General features: G+C 33.6%; 27 protein-coding genes. All 27 read left to right on the forward strand.

All coding sequences use genetic code 11. The features are described 5' to 3' along the window. Positions 1-71: 71 nt before the first annotated feature. The 27 genes from ACKF5P_RS02465 to der all read left to right on the forward strand — a co-directional run bounded on the left by ACKF5P_RS02465 (position 72) and on the right by der (position 25655). Entirely contained in the window at positions 72-1013 is a 942-nt protein-coding gene (locus ACKF5P_RS02465) for a PstS family phosphate ABC transporter substrate-binding protein (RefSeq protein WP_408955913.1), read from the forward strand. 98 nt (positions 1014-1111) lie between these two features. Next, the gene (locus ACKF5P_RS02470) at positions 1112-2779 is read left to right on the forward strand and encodes a methyl-accepting chemotaxis protein (RefSeq protein ID WP_408955914.1); all 1668 of its coding nucleotides are present in this window, start codon (positions 1112-1114) and stop codon (positions 2777-2779) included. Positions 2780-2942: 163 nt separating this feature from the next. After that, positions 2943-3800 (forward strand): phosphate ABC transporter permease subunit PstC, encoded by an 858-nt coding sequence (pstC, locus tag ACKF5P_RS02475; RefSeq protein ID WP_408956615.1) that lies wholly within the window; start codon positions 2943-2945, stop codon positions 3798-3800. 74 nt (positions 3801-3874) lie between these two features. Further along, on the forward strand, positions 3875-4726 hold the full coding sequence (gene pstA / locus ACKF5P_RS02480) for a phosphate ABC transporter permease PstA (protein WP_408956616.1): 852 nt from the start codon (positions 3875-3877) through the stop codon (positions 4724-4726). A gap of 16 nt (positions 4727-4742) precedes the next feature. After that, a complete protein-coding gene (gene pstB, locus ACKF5P_RS02485; RefSeq protein WP_408955915.1) occupies positions 4743-5507 on the forward strand; it encodes a phosphate ABC transporter ATP-binding protein PstB in 765 nt (254 codons plus the stop codon). Positions 5508-5531: 24 nt separating this feature from the next. Beyond that, complete coding sequence (gene phoU, locus ACKF5P_RS02490; protein WP_408955916.1) at positions 5532-6182, forward strand: phosphate signaling complex protein PhoU; 651 nt, start codon at positions 5532-5534, stop codon at positions 6180-6182. 211 nt (positions 6183-6393) lie between these two features. Beyond that, on the forward strand, positions 6394-7626 hold the full coding sequence (locus ACKF5P_RS02495; RefSeq protein WP_408955917.1) for a competence/damage-inducible protein A: 1233 nt from the start codon (positions 6394-6396) through the stop codon (positions 7624-7626). A 138-nt stretch (positions 7627-7764) separates the two neighbouring features. Then, a complete protein-coding gene (locus ACKF5P_RS02500; RefSeq protein ID WP_408955918.1) occupies positions 7765-9162 on the forward strand; it encodes a metallophosphoesterase family protein in 1398 nt (465 codons plus the stop codon). 14 nt (positions 9163-9176) lie between these two features. Beyond that, a complete protein-coding gene (gene thpR / locus ACKF5P_RS02505) occupies positions 9177-9734 on the forward strand; it encodes an RNA 2',3'-cyclic phosphodiesterase (protein ID WP_408955919.1) in 558 nt (185 codons plus the stop codon). A gap of 86 nt (positions 9735-9820) precedes the next feature. After that, on the forward strand, positions 9821-10882 hold the full coding sequence (gene recA, locus ACKF5P_RS02510) for a recombinase RecA (protein ID WP_408955920.1): 1062 nt from the start codon (positions 9821-9823) through the stop codon (positions 10880-10882). Between the two features lie 53 nt (positions 10883-10935). After that, entirely contained in the window at positions 10936-11571 is a 636-nt protein-coding gene (locus ACKF5P_RS02515) for a RecX family transcriptional regulator (protein WP_408955921.1), read from the forward strand. A gap of 14 nt (positions 11572-11585) precedes the next feature. Further along, positions 11586-12551 (forward strand): exonuclease SbcCD subunit D, encoded by a 966-nt coding sequence (locus ACKF5P_RS02520; RefSeq protein ID WP_408955922.1) that lies wholly within the window; start codon positions 11586-11588, stop codon positions 12549-12551. 3 nt (positions 12552-12554) lie between these two features. Beyond that, the gene (locus ACKF5P_RS02525; RefSeq protein ID WP_408955923.1) at positions 12555-14012 is read left to right on the forward strand and encodes an AAA family ATPase; all 1458 of its coding nucleotides are present in this window, start codon (positions 12555-12557) and stop codon (positions 14010-14012) included. A 1-nt stretch (position 14013) separates the two neighbouring features. Next, a complete protein-coding gene (locus ACKF5P_RS02530) occupies positions 14014-14274 on the forward strand; it encodes a hypothetical protein (RefSeq protein WP_408955924.1) in 261 nt (86 codons plus the stop codon). Position 14275: 1 nt separating this feature from the next. Then, positions 14276-14941: an ATP-binding protein gene (locus ACKF5P_RS02535; protein ID WP_408955925.1), complete on the forward strand. Its 666-nt coding sequence runs from the start codon at positions 14276-14278 to the stop codon at positions 14939-14941. A gap of 186 nt (positions 14942-15127) precedes the next feature. Continuing rightward, positions 15128-16660 carry a ribonuclease Y gene (gene rny / locus ACKF5P_RS02540; RefSeq protein WP_408955926.1) on the forward strand — a complete coding sequence of 511 codons (1533 nt, stop codon included), beginning with the start codon at positions 15128-15130 and terminating at the stop codon, positions 16658-16660. Positions 16661-16868: 208 nt separating this feature from the next. Then, the gene (locus ACKF5P_RS02545; RefSeq protein WP_408955927.1) at positions 16869-17390 is read left to right on the forward strand and encodes a hypothetical protein; all 522 of its coding nucleotides are present in this window, start codon (positions 16869-16871) and stop codon (positions 17388-17390) included. 51 nt (positions 17391-17441) lie between these two features. Further along, positions 17442-18230 (forward strand): TIGR00282 family metallophosphoesterase, encoded by a 789-nt coding sequence (locus ACKF5P_RS02550; RefSeq protein WP_408955928.1) that lies wholly within the window; start codon positions 17442-17444, stop codon positions 18228-18230. Positions 18231-18332: 102 nt separating this feature from the next. After that, positions 18333-18593, forward strand: coding sequence for a stage V sporulation protein S (locus tag ACKF5P_RS02555; protein WP_248619294.1), 261 nt, complete (start codon positions 18333-18335; stop codon positions 18591-18593). Between the two features lie 290 nt (positions 18594-18883). Continuing rightward, on the forward strand, positions 18884-19621 hold the full coding sequence (locus tag ACKF5P_RS02560; protein ID WP_408955929.1) for a DUF1614 domain-containing protein: 738 nt from the start codon (positions 18884-18886) through the stop codon (positions 19619-19621). Continuing rightward, on the forward strand, positions 19611-20723 hold the full coding sequence (gene spoIIP / locus ACKF5P_RS02565; protein WP_408955930.1) for a stage II sporulation protein P: 1113 nt from the start codon (positions 19611-19613) through the stop codon (positions 20721-20723). The genes ACKF5P_RS02560 and spoIIP overlap by 11 nt, the downstream gene beginning before the upstream one ends. Positions 20724-20737: 14 nt before the next feature. Next, positions 20738-21637 (forward strand): YIEGIA family protein, encoded by a 900-nt coding sequence (locus tag ACKF5P_RS02570; protein ID WP_408955931.1) that lies wholly within the window; start codon positions 20738-20740, stop codon positions 21635-21637. 10 nt (positions 21638-21647) lie between these two features. Beyond that, on the forward strand, positions 21648-21839 hold the full coding sequence (locus ACKF5P_RS02575; protein ID WP_408955932.1) for a capping complex subunit for YIEGIA: 192 nt from the start codon (positions 21648-21650) through the stop codon (positions 21837-21839). A gap of 11 nt (positions 21840-21850) precedes the next feature. Then, positions 21851-22291 carry a DUF3189 family protein gene (locus tag ACKF5P_RS02580; RefSeq protein ID WP_408955933.1) on the forward strand — a complete coding sequence of 147 codons (441 nt, stop codon included), beginning with the start codon at positions 21851-21853 and terminating at the stop codon, positions 22289-22291. Position 22292: 1 nt separating this feature from the next. Continuing rightward, positions 22293-22766, forward strand: coding sequence for a DUF3189 family protein (locus tag ACKF5P_RS02585; RefSeq protein WP_408955934.1), 474 nt, complete (start codon positions 22293-22295; stop codon positions 22764-22766). 218 nt (positions 22767-22984) lie between these two features. Further along, positions 22985-24343 carry a DUF512 domain-containing protein gene (locus ACKF5P_RS02590; protein ID WP_408955935.1) on the forward strand — a complete coding sequence of 453 codons (1359 nt, stop codon included), beginning with the start codon at positions 22985-22987 and terminating at the stop codon, positions 24341-24343. After that, positions 24336-25655: a ribosome biogenesis GTPase Der gene (gene der / locus ACKF5P_RS02595; RefSeq protein ID WP_408955936.1), complete on the forward strand. Its 1320-nt coding sequence runs from the start codon at positions 24336-24338 to the stop codon at positions 25653-25655. The genes ACKF5P_RS02590 and der overlap by 8 nt, the downstream gene beginning before the upstream one ends.

Genomic DNA, 25655 nt, shown 5'->3' on the forward strand with positions numbered 1-25655 from the left:
AGGGGTGTTATACTTGTAAGTGCTAAATGAGGTAAAGGTAATTAAGCTACAAAAAAAAGGAGGCGGATTAAATGTTTAATAAGAAGTTTTTAGCTTTATCATTAGCATTAGTTTTAACAGTAGGAGCAGTATTTAGTTTTACACCACAAGCAGGTGCTTTCTTTGGTTGGTTTTCTAGTAGCAATGATGATGCAGAACAAGGTTATGTACAAGTAAGAGGTTCTGATACAATGGTTAATATTGGACAGTCTTTAGCAGAAGCATTTATGGCACAAAGTGAGCATGAAATTTCAGTAACTGGTGGTGGATCTGGAACAGGTGTTGCAGCTTTAATCAATAATGAAGTTGATATTGCAAATGTTTCTCGTGGTATGAGAGACTCTGAAGTAGAGCAAGCAGCTGCAAATGGTGTAGATGTTTATAGAGGAGTAATTGCAATGGATGGATTGGCTGTTGTTGTTAATGAGAACAATCCAGTACAAGATTTAACTTTTGATGAAATTGCTGCAATCTTTAGAGGAGAGATTACTAATTGGGCAGAGATTGGTGGGCCAAATATGGATATTACTCTTTATGGTCGTCAGAGCAATTCAGGAACATTTGTTTACTTTAGAGAGAATGTTCTAGGTGATGACTATTCTGATGCTAAGAATAGAATGAATGGTAATGCACAGATTGTAGAAGGAGTTAGAGCAGATAGATCATCAATTGGTTATGTAGGAATTGGTTATGCAACTGAAGGAGGTCAAGAAAGAAGTGGATTAGGAGTTGTAAATGTAGCAGTAGATAGTAATTCTGAATATGCAAGCCCATTAGTTCCAGAAAATGTAGCAACTGGTGCTTATCCATTAGCTAGACCATTAAATAATTATTTTAATGGTCAACCTACTGGTGCTGTCTTAGAATTTATTGAATTTATTGTGAGTGAAGAAGGGCAAGAGGTAGCAGTTGATGCTGGGTTCTATCCAGTCAGTCCTGAATTCCAATCAGTTAATGAAGAACTTTTAAATTAATTCATAAAATCAATAGAAAATAAAAACAGACTCAGTTTGTCAGTTGATGAACTGAGTCTAAATTATTAACAGATAAAAAGATAATAAGGAGGAGCTTTATGAAACTTTTAGAGCTCATTAAAGATAAATTGAATAATCGAAATAAAAGGGAAAATATTGTAGCTAAAACATTTAATAATTTAAGTTTTAAGCATAAACTAATTTTAAGTTTTTTAATTATTATTTTGGTGTTTTTGTTGGGTTCAGGTGTTAATTTATTATTTTTTCGCGAGATAAGTAATAACTTTATCACTTTAGAAGAATCGGGCACTACAATGCATAAAGTATTAGAATTGGCAAATATAATTAGAGATAAGTATATTGCCTCAGTTGATTTAGCTAATGATAATCAAAGAACTAGAGCAGTTAGAAGATTTGAGCGTTATGATGAAGAGTTTAATCAAATAATTAAAGATCTAGATCAAAAATTTTCTACTAGAAGAACGAGAAATTCATTAACAGAGCTAATTAATTTAAATGATGAGTTTAATAGAATATTTTATGAAGAATTGATTGCAATTTGGAGAATTAAAGAAGGAGAAGATGTTCCAAAATATAATGGACCAGTAGATTATCAGGTAGCAATGATTGCTATAGTTAATACTCGTGACGATATGATTCATGTTAGTAATGTATTAAATAATTTCTTTATCAGAGAGCGTGAAAGATCAATTGAACAATTTGGTTATAATATAAATTTAAATTATATATCATCAACTACAGCAATAATTATAAGTTTTGTCGTGGCAATCATTATAACTATTATCTTAAGAAGAAATTTAATTAATAGTTTAGAAGGTTTAGTTAAGGTTAGTCATCAACTGGCTAAAGGTAATTTACAGGTTGATAAATTAGAAATAAGAACTAATGATCAAATTGGTAAGTTAGCTAAAGGGTTTAATTTAATGATTGATAATTTGACTAATCTAATAAGTAAGATTAAAGCTACAGTTCAGGAGGTAACATCTCATAGTCAAGAGTTGTCTACTTCGGCAAGTGAAGCTGATTTAACTATTGAAGGTGCGGCAACTACTATTCAAGAGATGTCGGCTGGAATTAGGCAGGTAGCAAGTAGTAGTCAAGAGGTAATGGAATTTTCTCAAGAAGTTGCAGAGATTTCGAAGGTTGGAAATGAAAAGATTAGTGATTCAATAGAGCAGATGAAAAAAATTAATCAAAGTGTTAGGCAAGTTGCTAATCATATAACTAATTTAGATAAGCAGTCAGAAAAAATTTGTGAAATAAATGAATTGATTAGTGGAATTGCTGAACAGACTAATTTACTAGCTTTAAATGCAGCAATTGAGGCAGCACGGGCAGGAGAAGCTGGTCAAGGTTTTGCTGTAGTAGCGGAAGAGATTCGTAATTTAGCAGATGAGACAGCAGAGGCAACAACTAAGATTGAGAAATTAATTAGTCAAAACCAAGAATATAGTAACCAAGCAACTTCAACAATTAAAGAAGAACAAGAAGAAGTAGAAAAGGGAGAAAGAATAATTAAAGAAGCTGGGCAAGCTTTTAATAAGGTTAATGAAGCAATTGATGAAACAGTAATTAATTTAAAGGAGACTACAGTTGCTACTGAAGGGGTAGCTTCAGCTGGAGATGGTGTTTTAGATTCTACTAATGAGATTAAATCAATTTCTCATGAGGTTACTCTTTCAGCAGAAAATTTAGCTAAAATGGCTGATGATTTAAATATTTTAATCCAAGAATTTGAGGTTTAAATTTTTTTGTTAACATAAATTTAACATTATATTAATCTGTTTTTAATATTGAGTTGTTATAATCGCTATGGAATTGTTAGTTATCAATTATAACAAGGGAGGGGTTTAGTTGAGAAATAGTAAGATCTCAAGAAAAAATGAAATAGCTAAAATTAAAGAGAAGATGATTGAATTATTCTTTTTTGCAAATGGTGTTTTAGCTATTATTGTCTTAATAGGTATTTTTTATCTGTTATTGAGTGAAGGTTTGCCAACTTTTAGAGAGGTTAGTATTAAAGAATTTTTGACATCTACTAGATGGAACCCAGTTTCATATTCTAATCCAGAATATGGGATTGTTAGTATGATAGTTAGTACTTTAATGGTGACCATTGGTGCTTTAACATTTTCTGTGCCTTTAGGGATTGCTTGTGCAGCTTATTTAGCAGAGGTAGCTAAGCCAAAGGAAAGAGAGATTTTAAAGCCAATAATTGAGATATTGGCCAGTATTCCATCAGTGGTAATTGGTTTTTTAGGAATTGTAATGGTGGGGCCAGTGATAGCTCGAGTATTTAATTTAAGTAATGGTTTGAATGCTATTAATGGTTCTATATTATTAGGTGTGATGGCTTTACCAACAATTATCAGTATTTCTGAAGATGCTATCTCTTCTGTACCAGAAGATTACAAGCAGGCTTCTTTGGCTTTAGGGATAAATCGTTGGCATACTTTAATTAATGTTACACTTCCAGCAGCTTTATCTGGAATTACTGCTGCTGTAATGCTCGGTATGGGTCGAGCCATTGGAGAGACAATGGCTGTTTTGATGGCTACAGGTAATGCTCCGGCATTTCCAAAGAGTTTTTTTGGTTCAATTAGAACATTAACTGCTACAATTGCAATAGAATTAGGAGAGGTACCATATAATACAACCCATTATTATTCTTTATTTGCAGTGGGTGCTGTGTTATTTGTGATGACTTTTGCAATTAATTTGATCTCGGATATAGTTCTCCACAAATATGGGGAGGGTGAAAACTAATGGAAAAGAGTGAAGTAAAGCAGAATATAAATCAGCAGTTAGAAAAGAAGGTAAATAATAATGATCAAGTTAAGATGGGAAGTAATGATTTAAAGCAAAAGATTGGATTTACTATTTTAAGATTATCTAGTTGGATACTCTTAATTATTTTAGCTATCATTTTATATGATATTATAACTAAGGGGATTGGAGTAATTAACTTAGAATTTTTAACTCAGCCACCACGGAGTGGAATGACTGAAGGTGGAATTTGGCCAGCAATTATGGGCACGGTCTTTGTAACAATGATTACAGCGGTTTTTTCTCTGCCAGTAGGTGTTTTTGCTGCAATTTATTTAAATGAATATGCTAGTAAGGGAAGATTAACTAGATTAATTAGAATGGCTATTAGAAATTTAGCAGGAGTTCCTTCGATTGTTTATGGTCTTTTTGGTTTGGCATTATTTGTTAGTGGATTCGGATTAGGAAGATCAATCTTATCAGCAGGTTTTACTTTAGGACTGATGACCTTACCAGTTACTATTACAGCTAGTGAAGAAGCTCTTAAAGCAGTGCCTAACTCTTATCGTCATGGCTCTTTAGCTTTGGGAGTATCAAAATGGCATAGTATTCGAACTAATGTATTACCTTATGCTATTCCTGGAATTTTAACAGGTGGTATTTTAGGCTTATCGAGAGCTGCTGGAGAGACTGCTCCAATCTTATTTACAGGTGCGGCATTTTCCCTGCCACGCTTACCAAACTCTTTATCAAGTCAATTTATGGCACTGCCATATCACTTATATATTTTATCAACGCAACATCATAGTATAGAGAAGGTAAGACCAATTGCATATGGAACGGCTTTAGTATTAATTACTTTAGTTTTGATAATGAATTTAGGTGCTATCTTTATTCGGGCCAAATTTAGAAATACTGATAGATAATTGAGGAGGTAATTTTATGACTAATAAACAAACTAAACTTATGATTGAAGATGTAGATTTTTATTATGGTGATTTTCAAGCATTAAAAGATGTATCACTTGAGATACTTGTTAATAAAGTAACAGCTTTAATTGGCCCGTCTGGATGTGGAAAATCGACTTTTTTAAGAATTTTAAATAGAATGAATGATTTAATTGAAGGTACTAAGGTAGATGGAAAGGTTTTATTAGATGGACAAGATATTTATGATAAGAAGGTAGATGTAGTAGATTTAAGAAAAAAGGTAGGAATGGTATTTCAAGATCCAAACCCTTTTCCAAAATCTATTTATGATAATGTTGCTTACGGGCCAAAAGCACATGGTATTAAAGATAAAGAAGAGTTAGATCGGATTGTAGAAGATAGCTTACGCAAGGCTGCTTTATGGGATGAAGTAGAGGATAGATTAGATCAGTCTGCTATGGGTATCTCTGGAGGACAGCAGCAGAGGTTATGTATTGCTCGTGCCTTAGCAGTTAATCCAGATGTTTTATTAATGGATGAACCAACATCTGCCTTAGATCCAATTGCTACAGCTAAGATTGAGGATTTAATTGATAATTTAAAAGAGGATTATACAATTGTTATTGTAACTCATAGTATGCAACAGGCAGCACGAATTTCTGATTATACTTCCTTTTTTTTGATGGGAGAGATGATTGAATACGGGCCAACAGAGAAGATCTTCGAGAAACCAGAAAATAATAAGACAGAGGATTATATAACAGGTAGATTTGGCTAACATTTATTATTAAGGGGGCTAAATATGGTGAGGAGTAATTTTGAGAAGGAGCTAGATAAGCTTAATCATAATATTTTGAAGATGGGAAGTATAGTAGAAGAAACAATTTATAAGGCAGTAACGTCTCTAGTGGAACAAGATGTTGAATTAGCCGATGAAGTAATCAAAAATGATGATCAACTGGATTGTTATGAAATTAAGATCGATAAAAAGTGCATTGAATTAATAGCTTTGCAGCAACCGGTAGCTAGAGATTTACGCCAGATTGGAATGATTGCTAAGATAGCTACTGATTTGGAACGAATGGGGGATTTAGCTTATAATATTGCTAGTATTACTAAAGAGTTGTCGGAGGAAGAATTTATTAAATCTTTGATTGATATTCCACGGATGGCAGAGATTAATCAACAAATGGTGCGAGGGGCTTTAGAATCTTTTGTTAATTTAGATGTAGAGCAAGCAAGAAAGGTAGGAAGAAAAGACGACCAAGTTGATGAATTAGATGATCAAATTATTAGAGAATTATTGACTTATATGATGGAAGATCCAAAAACTATTAAACAAGGAACTAAATTAATGTTTGTTAGCAGATATTTAGAAAGAATTGGTGATCATGTTACTAACATCTGTGAAAAGGTTGTTTATATAGCAACAGCGGAGAGGGTTACTTTTTAAACTCTAAATCTTAGTCTGGTATCAAACTAGACTAAGATTTTTTATTTTAGAGAGAAATTTGATTTCAAAATTAAATTTTAAGCGATTAATGCTTGGTTTTAATAAAAGGACTTTAGACTCAAACTTAGAAGGATAAAGGATAAGTTTTAGATAATAAGAAAAAATAATAATAAGATTTAATAGTGAATATTTAATATAGAGGAGTGGTAACATGAAAGCAGAAATTATTGTCATTGGAACTGAGTTGTTATTAGGGCAGATTGTAGATACAAATTCACAGTGGATTGCCCAACAGTTGGCCCATATAGGGGTTGACCTGTATTATAAACAGACAGTTGGGGATAATAAAGATAGAGTTGTAGATATTTTACAGCGAAGTCTTAAACGGGCCAATTTAGTTATTATGACAGGTGGGCTCGGGCCAACCCAGGATGATCTAACTCGGGAAGCGATAGCAGATGCTTTAGATGTTAAGCTAGTAAAAGATGAAGGGCTAGTAATTGAGATTGAAGATTTCTTTGCTGATAGAGGTTATCAGATGACTGAAAATAATTTTAAGCAGGCTTATTTACCGGCTGGTGCTGAAGCAATTAGTAATCGGCACGGAACAGCTCCAGGGTTTTTAGTGAAGCAAGAAGGAAAGATTATTGTAGCTTTACCAGGAGTGCCATATGAGATGAAAAGAATGTTCAAAGAAGAAGTAATCCCTTACTTACAAGCTAATATCTCAGATGATGAAATTATCAAATCTAAGGTGATGAAGCTTTATGGAATAGGTGAATCAAACCTAGAAGAGGAAATATATGATATTTTAGAAGAACAGACCAACCCGACTATTGCCCCCTTAGCCAGCCAAGGAGAAGTTAAACTAAGGGTAACAGCTAAAGCTGATAGTGTAGTAGAGGCAGAGAAGATGATTGCAACAAAGTTGGCAGAATTAGAAGAGAGAATTGGGGATTATGTTTATGGTTATGGTGAAGAAGGGTTAGAGGAGGCGGTAGCTAAATCACTGATAGAGCAAGGATTAACTCTTGCAACTGCTGAATCATGTACTGGTGGATTATTAGGTACTAGATTGACTGATGTATCAGGTAGTTCTACTTATTTTGAAAGGGGAGTAATCAGTTATAGTAATCAAGCTAAACGGGAATTATTAGGAGTAGCAGAAAAGACATTAAAAGAGTATGGAGCAGTCAGTAGTCAAACTGCTAAAGAGATGGCATTAGGAATTAAGAAGAGAGCAGGGACTGACCTTGGCTTAGCAGTTACAGGAATTGCAGGGCCAACAGGAGGAAGGCCTAATAAGCCAGTAGGGTTAGTCTATATTGCTATGGCTGATAGAAAAGGGGTTAGTAGTTATAAGTATCAATTTAAGGGTGGTCGAGAGAGGGTAAAGTTTCTAACTACCCAACAGGCCCTGCAGTTGTTGTTAGAAAAAATCTAAGAGCGGATTTTTTCATCACGAAGGGTTCAAAGAATCCGAAGGGGGAAGTAAGAAATAAATCAATTTACAATTAAAGAATTAAGTAGTTGAGACAATAAACCGTAAACTGGTATATAGTGGAAAGGATAGATTATAACTATGTTATGCAATAAAGGATTCTTCTTTAAGTATAAAGAAACTATCTATAAGGTAGTATTTGCACTCTTAATCATCTTGTTTCTATTAAATTTTGCAGTTTCAGCCACTTATAAATTAGAAGCATTTGAGATAGAATTGGATCTAAATTTATCGACTACTCCTTCTACTATTATTAAATTCCCTCCGATTGGTCAAGTATTTGCTAGGACTCATTTGACTCCTCTTGACGTAACATTGACCTTAGAAGCTATTCATCAAGAGCGATTAGCTGAGATTATTGCTGATATTACCGATAGTGAAGATTTATTAGAGTTAATGAGAAGGCGAGCTAAAGCAATTTTGGACTTGTTTGCTATGAGGTTGGCTTTGATAACAATTTTAGGTGGGATAGTTGGAGCCAGTTTGCGAGGGCTTTCTATTAATTCAGTTTTGATTGGAATAATGGTAGCAATTGTAATTATTTCGGCTCTTTATGTAGGAACGTACCATACTTACGATCTAACAGCTTTTGATGATCCCCATTTTGAAGGAATGTTAGAAGCTGCTCCGTGGATGGTTGGTTTGATACAAGAAGGGTTAGAGAATATTGAACAATTAGGCTCTGAATTTGAGTTGATTGCTTCCAATATGGCTCAATTATTTACCAGGATTGAAGCTTTACAGCCATTGGCCCAGCAAGTTGGTGATTTTCAGGTGTTGCATTTATCAGATGTTCATAATAATCCTGTTGGTTTACAATTTGTAATCCAAATTGCCAATAGCTTTGGGGTTGATCTAGTGATTGACACAGGGGATATTACCGATTATGGAACACCTTTAGAAGGGGGACTGCTGGATAGAGTAGAAAACTTAGAGTTGCCTTATGTATTCATAGGAGGAAATCATGACTCCCCAACTATTATCGATAAAATGTCAGAGTTTGAAAATTTGATCGTCTTAGAGAGTGATGTTGTAGAAATAAATGGTCTAACTATTGCAGGAATAGCTGATCCTGCTGCTGAGAGTAATGAGATTAGTCCTGAGATAGAAAATATAGGGGATTATCAACAGAAATTAAAGACGCTAGTATATGACCAGGAAAATATTCCAGATATAGTAATAACTCATCAGCTGGGAATAGCAGATCCACTTATAGGAAAGATTCCTGTCTTATTACATGGTCATACTCATACTTTTAATATTTCTCAAGAGCAAGGAACAACGATTATTAATGCAGGAACAACAGGAGCAGCAGGGCTTAGAGGCTTACAGCATGAGGAAGGGATTCCTTATTCGGTAGCTTTGTTACATTATAATTTAACAGAAGAAGGCAAATATCGATTGAATATAGTTGATGTTATTAAGCTTTATGATCGCCATGGTGGTTTTATTATGGAGAGAAAATTGATTGAAGATTAATTGGAGGTGTAAGAATGAGGGTTTTTATTGCACTAGAATTAGTAAGGGGTGTTCAGCAAAAATTAGAAAAGACTAAAAATATGTTACGAGACTGTTCACAAAGGTTTAGCTGGGTTAAGCCTTATAATTTCCACTTGACTCTTAAGTTTTTAGGGGAGATAGAAGAAGAACAGGTTAAAGAGATAGAAGAAAACTTAATTGGAATTGGTGGAGAGTTTAGAGAGCCTTTTGAACTTGTATTTGATGGATTAAGAGCTTTTCCTAGCTTGGATTTACCTAAAGTGATCTGGGTTGGAGTTGAAGAAGGAAGGGAACAATTAATTAGGTTGCAAAAGAAAGTAGAAGATAGATTGGTCAAGTTAGGTTTTGAGAAAGAAAAAAGAGAATATACACCTCATATAACTCTTGGTAGAGTTAAACAGAAAGGTGATTTAGAGGGGATTAAAGAACAATTGGATGATTTTCCTTTTCGAATTAATGCTAGGCAGAAAGTGAAGCAGATTTCTATAATTAAGAGTGAATTAACTGCAAGAGGGCCAATTTATACCACTTTAAGTGAGGTGAAGCTTTAAATTTAAGATTGATTTTCAGATCTAGATAACTTATAATTAATGTGTAGCTTAGAAAAAGCTTGAGAAATAAAAGGAGTGAAGTAGTAATGTCAATAAATGAAAAGAAGAAAGCGTTAGAACGGACATTAAATCAAATTGAGAAAGAGTTTGGCAAAGGTTCGATTATGAAGTTAGGCGATGCTAAAAAGATGGATGTAGAGACTATTTCAACAGGAGCTCTTTCTTTAGATGTTGCTTTAGGAGTAGGGGGAATTCCTAGGGGTAGAATTGTTGAGATCTTTGGCCCTGAGTCCTCTGGAAAGACTACTGTAGCTTTACATATGATTGCGGAGGTACAGAGAGAAGGAGGAGTAGCAGCTTTTATTGATGCTGAGCATGCGTTGGATCCTAAATATGCTAAGAACTTAGGGGTTAATATTAAGGAGTTACTTGTTTCTCAACCTAATACTGGTGAAGATGCTTTAGAGATCTGTGAGGCATTAGCAAGGAGTGGAGCGGTTGATTTAGTAGTTATTGATTCGGTGGCAGCTTTAGTACCTAAAGCAGAGATTGAAGGTGAAATGGGAGATGCTCATGTTGGATTACAGGCTCGTTTGATGTCGCAAGCAATGCGGAAGTTATCAGGGGTGTTGAGCAAATCTGACTGTACTTGTATCTTTATTAATCAGATTAGAGAAAAAGTAGGGGTTATGTTTGGTAATCCAGAAACGACTTCTGGAGGACGAGCTCTTAAGTTTTATTCTTCAGTCCGATTAGATATTAGAAGAAGGCAGACCATTAAAGATGGTGATGATTATAAAGGTAATCGTACTAAAGCTAAAGTAGTTAAAAATAAGGTTGCTGCACCTTTTAAGACGGCAGAATTTGATATTATGTATGGGACAGGGATTTCTGAATCTGGTTGTATTTTAGATATGGGAGTAGAATATGACGTGATTGACCGAGCTGGTTCTTGGTATTCTTATGGAGAAGATACTAGATTGGGCCAAGGTAGAGAAAATTCTAAAGAATTTTTAGAAGAAAACCCAGAAACAATGGAAGAGATAGCAGAAAAGATTAAAGTTAAATTGGGTTTAATTGATGAAGAAGACGCTAATGTGGAGTTAGCCGACAATAAAGAGGAGAAAGAAGAAAAGGAATCTGCTTAAAGAAAAGACCCTTCATGATGAAGGGTCTTTTGGTTGTGGAGGGATATCAAATAATGAAGTCAATTGGAAAAATTACAAAGATAGAGCAGCAAAAGAATAATCAAGATCGTTGTTCTATTTTTTTAGATCAAAAATTCTTAGTCGGGATCAATGCAGAGTTGATCCATAAATTGAACTTAAATGTTGGTGATGAGATAACGGAAGATTTGTTAAAGCAATTACTAAGTGAAGAAAGTTTATTACAAGCTAAGCAAGCTGCTTTTAATTTATTATCATATCGGCAACGTAGCCGACAGGAGTTGCAGAATAGATTGGCCCATAAAGGGTTTGAATTCGGCGTGATTGAGCAGGTGATTGAAGTTTTAAAACGGTTAGATTATCTTGATGATCGAGAATTTGCTAATAATTGGATTAAGGATCGAAAACGTAAAAAATTTGGCCCATGGCGAATAAAAAGGCAGTTGCAGGAAAAAGGAGTAGCTATTAATATTATAGAAGAAGAATTAAGTAAGGAGTATGATTTTGAATTGGAATGTAAGCTTGCTTTTGAATTAGCTAAAAAGAAAAGTGATCGTTATCGAGGATTGGATTTTAGAGAGCAGAGGTATAAATTAGGACAGGTATTAAAGCGGAAGGGCTTTTCTTTTGAAACGGTTAATATAGTATTAGATAAGTTAGATATTGGGTAAAAGGGAGGACTAAGATGAAGTTACTTGTAATGACTGATACTCATATTAGAGGAACTACTCCTGGGCGAAGAATGGATAATTTTAAGGAAACACTACTAAAAAAATTAAAGGAAGTAAGACAGATAGCAGTTGATGAGCAGGTTGATTTTATTTTACATGGAGGCGACTTATTTGATCGACCTGATACAGCTCCCTCAGTAGTTAATGAGTTTATTAAGGTGCTATGTAGTTATCCTGTTCCGATTTATTTGGTAGCTGGAAACCATGACCTGTTTGGTCATAACCCAGAGACATTACAACGAACGATGTTAGGAGTATTAGTTGCCTCTGGTGTTGTTAATTTGGTATCTGAGGAACCAATCTTTTTAAGTAGAAATGGGATTGATCTACAATTAACCGGTAAGAGCTTTGATTATGAGGTTGACTGTAAAGATACAACTGCTTATAGTGTTAAAAAAGCAAAAGATGTAGATTATGCACTGCATTTAGTTCATGGGATGTTATTGAAGAAGCCTTTTTTTGAACATGGTTATACTTTAGTCGAAGATGTTGAGACTGAAGCTGATTTAATAGTTGCGGGTCATTATCATTTGGGCTTTGGTAAATTAGAATTTAATGAAACTAAATTTTTAAATCCAGGGGCTTTAGTGCGTGTTAGTGCTGATTTAAAAGAGATTAATAGGCAGCCTCAAATAGCATTGGTTGATTTTACAAAAGAGGTTGATATTCAGTTAAGAAGATTAGAAACTGCTCCTAAAGGAGAGGAAGTTTTAGATAGAAGTGAAATTGAAGATGTTAAATTCAGAGAGAAAAAATTGGCTAGCTTTATTCGGGAAGTTAGAGCAACTGAGGAGTTTAAGGTCTTTTCTAGCACTGATATTTTGGATAAATTGGCTCATAACCATCAGCTAGAGTCGGAAGTGGTTGTTGAAGCAAGAGAAAGAATCAGTCGTGCTCAAGAGAGGGTAGGAGGTGAATAGCTGATGCAGAAAATAAGAGCAATTGAGATTAAAAACTTTCAATCTCATGCTGATTCTAGGCTGGAGTTTGAGGAAGGTTTAAATGTAATTACAGGACCTTCAGATCAAGGAAAGTCAGCTATTATTAGAGCTTTAAGGTGGGTTTTATATAATGAACCACGTGGAACCGATTTTATTAGAACAGGTACTAATAGTTGTCAAGTAACGATAGAACTGGACAATGATTTTAAGATTACTAGACGGAGGACTAAAAAGGAGAATAGATATGAATTGATTACTCCTGAAGGAGAAGAGCATGTTTTTGAAAAGGTAGGAAGCAAGGTGCCCCAAGAAGTAAAAGATGTACATGGAATGCCTAAAATTGAGCTTGATAGTGATTTGGAAAGAACACTTAATTTAGATTATCAATTAGACGGGGCTTTTTTGTTAAATGCTAGTGGCTCAGAGCGGGCCAAGGTATTGGGTAGATTGATTAAGGTACATATTGTGGATGCTGCTATTAGGGACACAACCAAAGATTTAAGAGATTTAAATCAGGAGCAAAAGAGGGCTGAGCAGGAGCTAGTAGACCTTGACGATAAGTTAGAAGAATTTAATGATTTAGATACTTTGTCTGAAGAAATTAAGCATCAAGAGCAATTGTTGGCCCGATTGAAGGAAGTTAATAATAAATTAAAGAGATTCAAATCTATTCACAAACGGATAAATTTGATTAAGCAAGAATTAAATAAATGGAAAAAAATCAATCAAAAGTTAGGTGATTTAGAAAAAATAGATAATATTTATGATACAATAGCAGCTAAATTAGAGCAACTGAGAGCACTAAAGCAGTTGGTTAAGCGGCAAGATAAGATAGAGTACAAATTGGAGTATGGGGTTAATTATTTAAAGAAATTTGGAGAAGTTAATCAAGTTGAGCAGGTTTATGAGCGCTTACAACAAAAACAGAATCTCTATTATCGATTCAAGAGATTTTTAACTGAGTATAATCAAATTAATGATCAGATAGAACAGAATGAAAATTTAATTAAAAAGACGAGTGGTATTGAGAAAAGCAGTCAAATTTTAGATGAAAAATTAGTAGTAAATAGTAAAAAAGTGGAATCATTATTAAAGCTTAAATATAATCTAGTTAAGATTGAAAGCTTAATTGAGCAGGAGCAAAAGTTACTTGATTTATTACCAGCAGTTAAACTATTAAGTGGAGTTGAGAAAGAGTTAGTAAAAAACTATAATAAATTACAGCAGTTAAATGGTTTAGCGATTAGAAGAGAAGATATGACAAATAGAATTAAAGAGGCCAAAGAAGAATTACAGCAAAGAAAGCAAAAGAATGAGGGATTAGTAATAAAGTATAGTGAAAAATTAAAAGCAATGGGCAAATGTCCAACTTGCTTTAATCCTGTTGATCAGCAGGTGATTAAGGGGATTATTAATAATTATAACTATAAGGAGGAATAAGATGGAAGGGTATAAAGCTGAAATTGATAAATTAAAGAAGCGATTAAATACTGCTAAGAATTTAAAGGTAAAAGCTGAAACTAGAATGGAGGAATTGAAGAAACAACAAAAAGAATTATTAGAAGAAATCAAGGAGTATGATATAGAACCTGAAAATTTAGAGGGAGAGATTAAAAAATTAGAAGAGGAATTAGAGAGTTTACTTAATGAAGCAGATAAATTGTTACCAGAGGATGATATTTTACAAGGTAAGGTGAGCTAAGATGGAGGCTGGAGGGGTCTTAGATAGATTAGAAGTTAACTTACAGCAGAAAAAGTCTGAGTATAATCGTCGCCAAGGAAAAAAAGAGCAGCTTTTGGAAGTAAAACAGCAAAAAGAAGATGACTTAGAGCAGATTAAAGTTGAACGCGATTTATTAGACAAGGTTAATATCTTGTTACAAGAGACTTCAGAGTATGCTAGAGAACAAGCTAAACAGCAGATAGAGGCCTTAGTAACTCAGGCCTTACAGTATATATTTGGAGAAGAATTCAGTTTTGAAATTGAGCTTAAAACCCACAGGAGTCGACCTTGGGCTGAGTTTTATGTTATTTCTCAAAGGGGAGATTATAAATTAAAGAACAAACCTCAAGATGCTAGAGGTGGAGGGGTAGTTGATGTGGTTTCTTTGGCTTTGCGGGTAGCTATTTTGCAGTCCTATCAACATCCACCATTGGCTGGACCTTTAGTTTTAGATGAGCCGGCTAAGCATGTTAGTGAGGAGTATATTGTTAATGTAACTCAATTTTTGAAGAAAGTAAGTGAAATGTTTTCTAGACAAGTTATAGTTGTAACTCATCAGTGCCATTTAAGTCAGGTAGCTGATAAATCATTTAGAGTAGAGCTGGCTGGAGAAGAAAGCCAGGTAACAACTGATATTATATCTTGACATAGTTAGATGAAGAAGATAAAATGTAAGCAGAGTACTTTTTGTTTTGAGACTTCATCTATAAGGCTCAGTATTGGATTTATTATAGGTTGGCCCTACAAAAATGAAATAGCAACTTTGAGTTTAAGATTAATAATCGAAATATATTGAACTTGACAATTAAATAGGAAATGGAGGTGAGATAGATTGACAAGTTTTTTGATAGTTATTAGTGGGTTAATAATAGGAACTATTATTGGCTTTATAATTAGAAAATATATTGCAGAAAGTAAGATTGAATCTGCTGAAAAAGAAGCTGAAAAGATTAAAGATAATGCTACTAGAGAATCTGAGTCTATCAAAAGAGAGATTTTAGTAGAAGCTAAAGAAGAAGCACATGAAATTAAAGAAGAAGTTGAGCAAGATTGTAGGGAACGCCGAAATGAGTTACAAGAGTTTGAAAAGAGGTTATTAAAGAAGGAAGAAAATTTAGAGAATAAAGCTGATAATTTGGCTAAAAAGGAAGATATCATTAAAAAGAGAGAGACAGTTACAAAACAAAAGAAAGAAGAGATTGAAAAGCTACATCAAAAGCATGTTAATCGATTAGAAGAGTTGTCTGGATTGACAACTGAAGAAGCTAAAAATTTATTATTAAATCGAGTAGAAGATGAAATTGAACATGAAACAGCTAAGATGATTAAAGAGTTGGAAGCTCAAGCTAGAGAAGAGGCAAATAAAAAGGCTAAAGAGATAATTTCATCTGCTATTCAAAGATGTGCTGCTGATCATGTAGCTGAGACAACCGTTTCTGTTGTATCTTTACCTAATGATGAAATGAAAGGGCGAATTATTGGTAGAGAAGGAAGAAACATCAGAGCTTTAGAAAGTTTAACAGGAATTGATTTGATTATTGATGATACCCCAGAGGCAGTTGTGTTATCTGGATTTGATCCGATTAGACGGGAGATTGCACGCATTGCCTTAGAAAAATTAATTGTAGATGGAAGAATTCATCCGGCTCGAATTGAAGAGATGGTTGAAAAAGCTAAGGAAGAAATTAATGATACAATTTATGAAGTTGGAGAACAAGCAACTTTTGATACTGGGGTTCATGGGTTAAATAATAAAATCATAAAGTTATTGGGTAGATTGAAATATCGTACTAGTTATGGACAGAATGTTTTACAACATTCTATTGAAGTTTCTTATTTAGCTGGAGTTATGGCAGCAGAATTAGGAGCGGATATTAATATAGCTAAAAGAGCTGGTCTATTGCATGATTTAGGAAAAGCAATCGATCATGAAGTTGAAGGACCACATGCTAAAATTGGAGCTGATATAGCGAGAAAGCATGGTGAATCAGAAAAGATAATTCATGCAATTGCTGCTCATCATGATGATGTTAAAGCTAATTCGATTGAGGCTGTTTTAGTTGCTGCGGCTGATGCTGTTTCTGCAGCAAGACCTGGAGCGAGACGTGAAACGCTTGAGTCTTATGTAAAGAGATTAGAAAATTTAGAGAATATAGCTGATTCATTTAATGGAGTAAATAAAGCTTATGCTATTCAAGCTGGACGGGAGATTAGAATTATGGTAGAACCTGATCAAGTTGATGATGCTAAAGCAAGTAAGTTAGCTTATAATGTCTCTAAGAAGGTTGAGGATGATTTAGAATATCCAGGTCAAATTAAGGTAACAGTAGTACGTGAAACAAGAGCAGTAAATTATGCTAAATAATAAATAATAAGGGATAATCACTTTAAAGTGATTATCCCTTATTATTTATTATTATCTTAAATTAGATATTAATTATTAATTAATGTAAATTTACTTGATAATTAAAATAAAAGTTATAATTTTCAATTTTATTTTACACTATCTAAGCAGGATTTGCTGAATTTAATACAGAATAGTATATATTGAAACCTAAAAGGAGTGGTAGTAAATGAAGGCAAATAAACAAACTAATAAGTCAGACAGTAGTATAGAGCTATTAACTTCTATTTTGTTGAATTATCCTGTAATAAATACTGTAAATATTAATTTAGAAGAAAGAGAATTAGAGATATCTTTTTTGGTTGAGGATCCAATTACTGATATTAGTTGGGAAGAAGTTCAAGATTATTTAATGTGTAATTTTAATTTGTTTAATAAGCTTCAAAAAAGGGATAGAGATTTGATCAAATTTCAAATAATTAAAGAAAGTTATTCTGATTTGAGTAAGATAAGTTTAGTTAGGAATTTGAATAAGTTATCACAGCAGGAAATGGATTTTATGATCAAGTTAATTAAAGAAACATTCGGAGAAAAGTTATTAGAAAATCAATTATATGACCAAAATTTATCTTTTGATTTAGCTGAATCGATTGATGGGATGTTAGCTCAAATAGAGCAGTTAGAATATAGAGAGAAATATTTAGGATTTAGGGAAGAGGACAGAATCTTGGTTTTTAATAAAAATAAGTAAAAAGTACATATTTTTTGTCGCATTGGTTATAATTAAGAAAGGGGAATTGATGTGAAAGTACTGATGATTGGTGATATAGTAGGAAGAGCAGGTAGAAGAGCGGTCAGGGAATTGTTACCTGTAATTAAGGAAGAGTATGAAATTGATTTTGTGATTGCTAATGGAGAAAATGCAGCCGGGGGGTTTGGTTTGACTGAAGCAGTAGTAGAAAATTTAACCGATTATGGTATAGATTTGTTAACAACTGGCAATCATACTTGGGATAATAAGGATATTTTTGAATTTATTAATAAAACTACAAGGGTAATTAGACCTTATAATTATCCTACTCAAGTACCGGGTGTTGGAATTAAAATTATTGAAAAAGAATATTTGAGCTTAGGAGTTATTAACTTAATTGGAAGGGTCTATTTAGGAGATTATAATTGCCCTTTTCGTTCTTTAGATCAGGCTGTAGAAAAGGTTGTAGATAAAGTAGATGGAATTGTTGTTGATTTTCATGCTGAGGCTACTTCAGAGAAGGAAGCATTAGGCTGGTATGCAGATGGCAAGGTAGGAGCAGTTGTAGGAACCCATACACATGTTCAGACAGCTGATGAGAGGGTTTTGCCTCATAATACAGCGTATATGACTGATTTAGGGATGACGGGAGCTATCGATTCAATCTTGGGAATGAATATTGATGAACCGTTAGAGAGATTTCTAACCCAAATGCCACAAAGATTTAAAGTGGCTACTGGAGATACTCAATTATGTGGTTTAATGGTAGATATTGATGATAAAACAGGAAAAGCTAAGAAGGTTAAGAGAATTACAAGAATACATAAGCTTAATAGTTAATAAATCAAATAAAAAGAATAAATTTTTATTATTTATGAAGGAATTTTTTTGTAAATATTGAAATAAGTATATACATGAAATGAAAAAAAGGAGGTATTTTACATGGAAGTATTAAAGGTATCATCTAGTTCAAGTCCAAATTCAGTAGCTGGAGCTCTAGCCGGAGTTTTAAGAGAAAGAGGTGGAGCAGAGCTTCAAGCAATAGGAGCTGGAGCATTAAACCAAGCGGTTAAAGCAGTAGCTATCGCCAGAGGATTTGTAGCACCAAGTGGTGTTGATTTAATCTGTATTCCAGCTTTTACTGATATTGAGATTGATGGTGAAGAGAGAACGGCTATTAAATTGATTGTAGAGCCAAGATAAGTTCTAATATAATTAAATAATTAAGTAGCATGAGGAAGACAACCTGCAACTCTGATAATTCAGAATTTCAGGTTGTTTTTTTGTTGTTAAAATTGTGGATAATTTACTGTTTTTAAGGTCTTTAATGATTTAATTAATTTTAAAATTTAATCTTAGAGTATGGCTGAAGGTTATTTTGTTATTATAGATGGATTTTTAGTTGAATAATTTTTATTGTTTAGATAAAACTAGATATTGATAAGCTAGTAATTGAAATTACAACTAGTTTGAACTTGGGGGGATTAATGAAAATGCCAATCGGGATTATAATTTTAATTGTAATACAGTTTTTAATTTATTTTGGTGTTGCGGAAGAGATGCTTAATGAAATGGGATTAACCACAGGTACGGCTGTTCTTTTTTTAACTTTAATGATTTTAGGAAGCTTTGTTGATATTCCAATTAGTAGTTCACCAGTAGTTACTCTTAATGTTGGAGGTGCAATTCTTCCTATTGCGTTGGCCCTTTATATTTTATTTAATGTAAAAGAAAAGAGAGTTATCTATAGAACTTTGTTAGCTGTTTTGATTGCTGGTGGGGTAATTTATGGTGTCAATACATTATTTCAATTTGAAGAAGGGCATACTTTATTTGATATTAATTATTTATATCCATTTATTGCAGCAGTAGTTTCATACTTAATTGCACGTTCAAGAAGAGCAGCTTTTATTACAGGAGCGTTAGGTTTTTTAATGTATGATTTGATCCATCTTGGTAGAATTACTTTAGGAGGAATACCAGGGGAAGCAGAAATTGGTGGAGCCGGTGCTTTTGATGCAATAGTACTTAGTGGTATTTTTGCTGTCTTATTAGTAGAGATTTTTGGTGAGGTAAGAGAAAGGTTAGTAGCGGGCAATAATAAAAGTAAAAAAGATAGAGATAATAACAGGAGTTTTGATCGGAAGTTAGTTCATTCTGAGTTTGGAGAATTAGGTTATAAAAAGAAAGAAGAGCAATCAGAAAAGCGAGGTGAAGATGATGAAGAATAGGATAGGTTACAAGGTAATAATCATTTTAGCAATTTTTTTGATTATTAACTTAGCAATAAAACCAAGATCTTTTGCTCATCTTGCTGAGGAAGGTTATTTTAATGTGATAGATGAGGAGACAGAGGAGGTTGTTTTTAGTACTGCTAAGAGTATTAGTGTCAATGATTATTTTATTACACAGGACAATAAGCAGTATAGAATTATTGAGGTTGATAAAGACGAAGGAGAAGGTGTTGCTGAGTTTGAAAAGAAGATTGAGTTATTAGAAGGTAGAGATGATATTGTAGCCTTGACACAAGGATTGCTTGCTCAGCAAGAGGATAGAATGATTGGTTTATATAACACTCATAATCCAGAGTCATATCTACCAGAGAGTGGAACTGAAGCTAAGCCTGGGGATGGAGATATCTTTCCAGTTACAGAGAGATTTAAGGGAAGTTTAGAAGAAAAGGGAATAGAGGTAGTTCATGATAGGTCACATCATGATCCCATTGATGGTGGTGCTTATCAACGATCAAGAACTACTGCTAAAAAGTTGGCCCAACAGGCCCCCGACACAATATTAGATGTCCATAGGGATGGTGTTCCTGATCCTGAAGAATATTTAACAACTATCAATGGGGAAGAAGTAGCTCAAGTTAGATTAGTAGTAGGACGACAAAATCCAGGTATGGAAGCTAATGATGAATTTGCTAAGCAGATTAAAGCAGTTGCTGATGAACTTTATCCAGGGTTAATTAAGGATATTTTCTATGCTGATGGAACTTATAACCAGGATTTGTCTCCACGGGCAATGTTATTAGAGTTCGGAACTCATACTTTATCTAGAGAACAAGCTGCTGCTAGTACAGTATATTTCGCTGATGTTATGGAACAGTTATTATATGGTGGTGTTGATGGAGAAGGAGTACAGGATGAAGCTGCACAATCTACAGGTGCTCTTAGATCAGTAGGGATTATCTTAGCTATTGTACTAGTTGGTGGTGCAATATTGTTGGTATTCAATTCAGGTAGTATCCAGGGAGCAATAGATAGAATTAAAAATTTAGGTGGATTGGGAAGTTCACTAGGAATCAAGAAAGAAGAAGATGATGATGAGTAGAAGCGGGGGATAAAATGAATGGGTATGAGCAGATGATCTTGTTAGGCATTGGTCTAGGTACCTTAGTTAGAATGATAGAGTTAAGGGTTGATTATAGGCAATATCCAGGATATCCTCATGGTTATGTTGTTCATTCGACCTTAGGGTTTATTGCTGCTGCTTTAGGTGCATTAGTTATTCCAGCTTTATTAGAAGAAAACTATGTTGCAGTTACAATTTTAGGAGCAGCAGCTCAACAGTTTCAAAGTATCAGAACAATGGAAAGAGATTTTTTAACTGAAATTGAGGCAACAGAATTGGTACCACGGGGGATAGCATATATAGAGAATATAGCTAAAGTATTTGAAGCAAGGAATTATTTAGCTATGATTACTGCTTTTGTTACAACAGTAGGGTATTATTTTTTTGATTTGATTGGAGGATTAATAGTTGGAGGATTGATTGCTTATATTTTAGATAAAATAATGGTTCAAAATACGGTAGGAGATATTGCTAATGTAAGAGTAAAGGACCTAGAGTTTTCCGGGCCAACAAATAGTAATATTGGAGTTGAAGGTGTAGTAATGATGAATGTAGGATTAAAAGAAGCCTTAGAACAATGGAAGGAATCAGGGATAGGGGTTGTAATTGAACCTAAAGATGATGATGCTCGAGCTACGTTAGCTAATATCGGTCAAAGGCAAGCAATTGTTCATGATGTAGCAAGTCAGTTAGGGGTTAAATTAGATATTGGAGTGGTTGATTATACTCCTTTAGCTAGATTAAATTTAGATACGGGAAGGGTTTATATGATTATTATCCCTATTGAGCCTGATGAAGAATGTGTTAAACAAGCAGTCAGTTCTACACCAATTTTAGAGGAGGCACGAAGGCGACCCTTACAGTCGAAAGCAGGTAGTGCAGCTGCAGATTAGGGAGGTTTTTATGGAAAGTAAAGATTTAACAGCTTTTGTCATGAAAAAAGAAGATAAAGAAAAAGTTGATAGTGGAGGGGTTCCAGTTTTATATGCTAGTGATGATGAAGAGTTAGAATATCTTTCCATGTTAATGGCTCGTTTGACAGATACTATGGTACATGATCTGGGAAATGGAATTTATATCTTAATTAATCATTAGGAGTATAATATATGAAAATTATTTATTATGGTGAGTATGGTTTAGGACTACCATTGATAGTAGCTTCTTTTTATTTAGGAACTATTAACAATAAGAAAGATTTGTTAGAAAAATTAAATTTATTTGAACTAACTAATGAGCAGAATGCTGGTGAGTTGGTATGCATAGGAACTGATGAATTAGGAAATGAAGTTTTTGTATTAGGATGTAAATCCCAAGTATCGCTTGTTAAAAGGATGTTATCAGGGTTTAGAGAGATTTTTGCCCTAAGAAATGAAGTGTTATTGATAGAGACTACTTCTTTTAATAATCTATTAATTAAAATAGGGAAATTATTAATAAAGTTTGGTTTTGCTAGTTTTGGACTTTCAATTGTTAAAGCAGGAATCAATTCTGATTATGAACATATAAGACAGCAGGCAATTAAAATTAAAGAAAGGATAACTAATTAAGGTGAAGGTTATATATTATTGTTATGGAAGTGCTCATACTTCAGTCTTAGCTGCTGCTCTTCATGTAGGGTTGTTGCCATTACAGGAAAAAGCGGATAGTGAAACAATTAAAAACTTGCCTCATTATGATCAAATAGAGTCTGATCAAATAGGTTTACCTATTTTTTATGGCCAAGATGAGTCAAAGAATCAAGTTTATATTTTAGGATTGGGTGGGCAAAGAAAATTAATGAAGCAGATATTATATAATTATTTTCAGGTGTGTGAGATCAATACAACTGATATTATTCTAGTTAGTGCTTTAGTTCATGCTAATTTTTGGACTAAAATTGGAGGATTTTTATCTAGAAGATGTGGTATAGTTACTTTAGGTAGACCATTGACTATTTACTCGCTATTACAACAATATGATTGTTATGTAGATTTAGTCTTGAATGTAAAAGAGAGATTAAGGCAGATAGCTGAAGCCGACTAGTTTAAATAAGCTAGTCGGTTTGTTTGTCTAGGTTGCACTACAATTATATGACACTTTTGTGCCACTATCTGTCAACGATATATTTTTTGATTTAGATGATTTTTTGTTGTTATTTAGCTGTTTACTTAGAGTGATTTTCTTAATTGACTTGACGAAATTGATTCAATATAAGATAATAAGTAAGAAGAGAATTAGGAATTTGGCATTGAGGTGAAATAATGGAGAATGAAGAAAGTGTTAATTTAGATAACTGTTTGGAAATTGAAGGAGTAAAAGAAGATAGTATTGCCCAGGAGTTAGGTTTGGAAGTTGGGGATCAAATCTTTAGAATTAATGGTAGAGAAATTAAAGATTTTATAGATTATAAATTTTTAATTACAGATACCTATTTAGAGGTTGAAGTAATTAAGCAAAATAGAGAATATTGGGTATTGGAGATTGAAAAAGATTATGATGAAATGTTAGGAGTTGAATTTTCAGAAATTATATTTGACGGACTGAAAAAGTGCCATAACAATTGTATCTTCTGTTTTGTTAATCAAGCTCCTTTAGAGTCTAGAACTACTTTAAATTTGAAGGATGATGATTATAGATTTTCTTTTTTAGAAGGAAGTTATATAACTTTAACGAATTTATCTAAAACAGAGCTTGAGCGAATTAAAAGGATGCAGCTAAGCCCTTTGAATCTTTCAGTACATAGTACTGAACCCAAATTAAGAGAAGAGATGCTTAATAATAAGAAAGCTGGAATGATATTAGAGCAAATTGAGGAATTAACTGCAGCTAAAATAGAGCTTAATACTCAAGTGGTCTTATGCCCGGGAGTAAATGATGGAGTTCACTTAGAAAGAACGATTGAAGATTTGGCAAGGTTTCTTCCTCAGGTTAGATCATTAGCTATTGTACCAGTGGGATTAACAAGGTTTAGAGAAGGGCTGTTTGATTTAAGGTCTTTTACTAAACAAGAAGCTAGTCAATTAATTAATTTAGTTAAAGAGTGGCAAACTAGATTTAGGGCAAACTATGGTACTAATTTTGTTTATTTGGCCGATGAATTTTACTTTCTAGCTAACCAAGAGATACCAGTTGCTGAAGAATATGATGATTTTGTTCAATTGGAGAATGGAGTAGGAATGGTCAGGTTATTTTGGGATCGTTTTTCTAAGATAGAAGGAGAGTTGCCAGATAAGATTTCTGAAAGAAGAGAGGTTTCAATTGTTAGTGGCGTTTTAGGGGCCAAAGCACTAGAACCAATCATTACTAGATTAAATCAGATTCAAAATTTAACAGTTAAGTTGATAACAGTAGAAAATAATTATTTTGGTTCTGAAGTAACAGTGACTGGTTTGTTGACTGGAAAAGATATATTACAAAAGTTGAAAGAAGTAAAGAAGTTAAGTGAGCTAATAATTATTCCAAAAGTAGTACTTAATGAAGAGGGTTTGTTTTTAGATGATTTGAAGTGGGAAGAATTTGAATCTCAAATTCCAGTTCAGATTAGAACAGCCAATAATGAACCAAGTGACTTATTAGAGCAGATATTCAGAGAAAATTATGGAGGTGTTGAGAATGAATAAACCAGTAGTTGCAATTGTTGGACGTCCAAATGTAGGAAAGTCGACATTGTTTAATCGAATAGTTGGGAATAGAGTTTCAATAGTTGAAGATAAGCCGAGTATTACAAGAGATAGGTTATACTCTGATACAGAATGGCTGGGTAGACCTTTTTTATTGGTTGATACAGGAGGAATTGAGTTAGATGCTGATACTGAATTAAAAGATAAGATGCGTTATCAAGCACAGGTGGCTATTGATGAAGCAGAAATTATTTTGTTTGTAGTTGATATTAGGGAAGGATTAACTGCTACAGACAGAGAAGTAGCTAATTTTTTAAGACAATCGAATAAAGATGTAATTGTTGTGGCTAATAAAGCTGAAAATCATGAACAAGCTGAGATGGACAAGTATGATTTTTATGAATTAGGATTTGAGGAGATTTATTTAATTTCTGCTCAACATGGGTTGGGAACAGGAGATTTATTAGATCAAGTAATTGATTATTTTCCTGAGCATGAAGAGGATGATTATGCTCAAGATGCAATTAAAGTTTCGATTATTGGTAGGCCAAATGTTGGTAAGTCTTCATTGGTTAACAAGATTTTAGGTCAAAAGAGAGTAATTGTCAGTGATATAGCTGGTACTACTCGAGATGCAATAGATACTTATTTTGAACATGAAGAAAAAGATTATGTAATCATTGATACTGCAGGAATTAGAAGAAAAGGGAAGGTTAATCTAGGGGTTGAGCGTTATAGTGTGATTCGCTCTTTAAAAGCGATAGATCGTTCTGATATTGCTCTAATGGTAATAGATGCTACTGAAGGAATGACAGAACAGGATAAAAAAGTTGCTGGTTATGCCCATGAAGCAGGAAAAGGGATTGTTTTAGTAGTTAATAAATGGGATCTAGTTGAAAAGGATGGAAGGACAATGAACCGCTACTTAAAAGAAATTAGGCATGAAGCTAAGTTTTTGAATTATGCACCGGTTACTTTTGTTTCAGCCTTGACAGGAAAGAGGGTTTTAGAGGTATTAGAGATTGCAAATTATGTAGCAGAACAGCATGCAAGAAGGGTAGATACTAGTGTTTTAAATAGTGTAATTGAAGAAGCAACATTAATGTTTGAGCCTCCAGCTAATAAGCAAGGAAAGAGGTTGAAGATTTATTATGGAACTCAACCAAGGGTTAAGCCTCCTACTTTTGTAATGTTTGTTAATAATCCTGAATTGATTAATTTTTCTTATAGAAGGTACTTAAAAAATCAATTAAGAAAATCATTTGGCTTTGAGGGAACCCCAATTAAAATAATAGTTAGAGAAAGAAGTTAG

It is taken from the genome of Natroniella sp. ANB-PHB2 (assembly GCF_046097105.1).
Classification (GTDB): domain Bacteria; phylum Bacillota; class Halanaerobiia; order Halobacteroidales; family Halobacteroidaceae; genus Natroniella.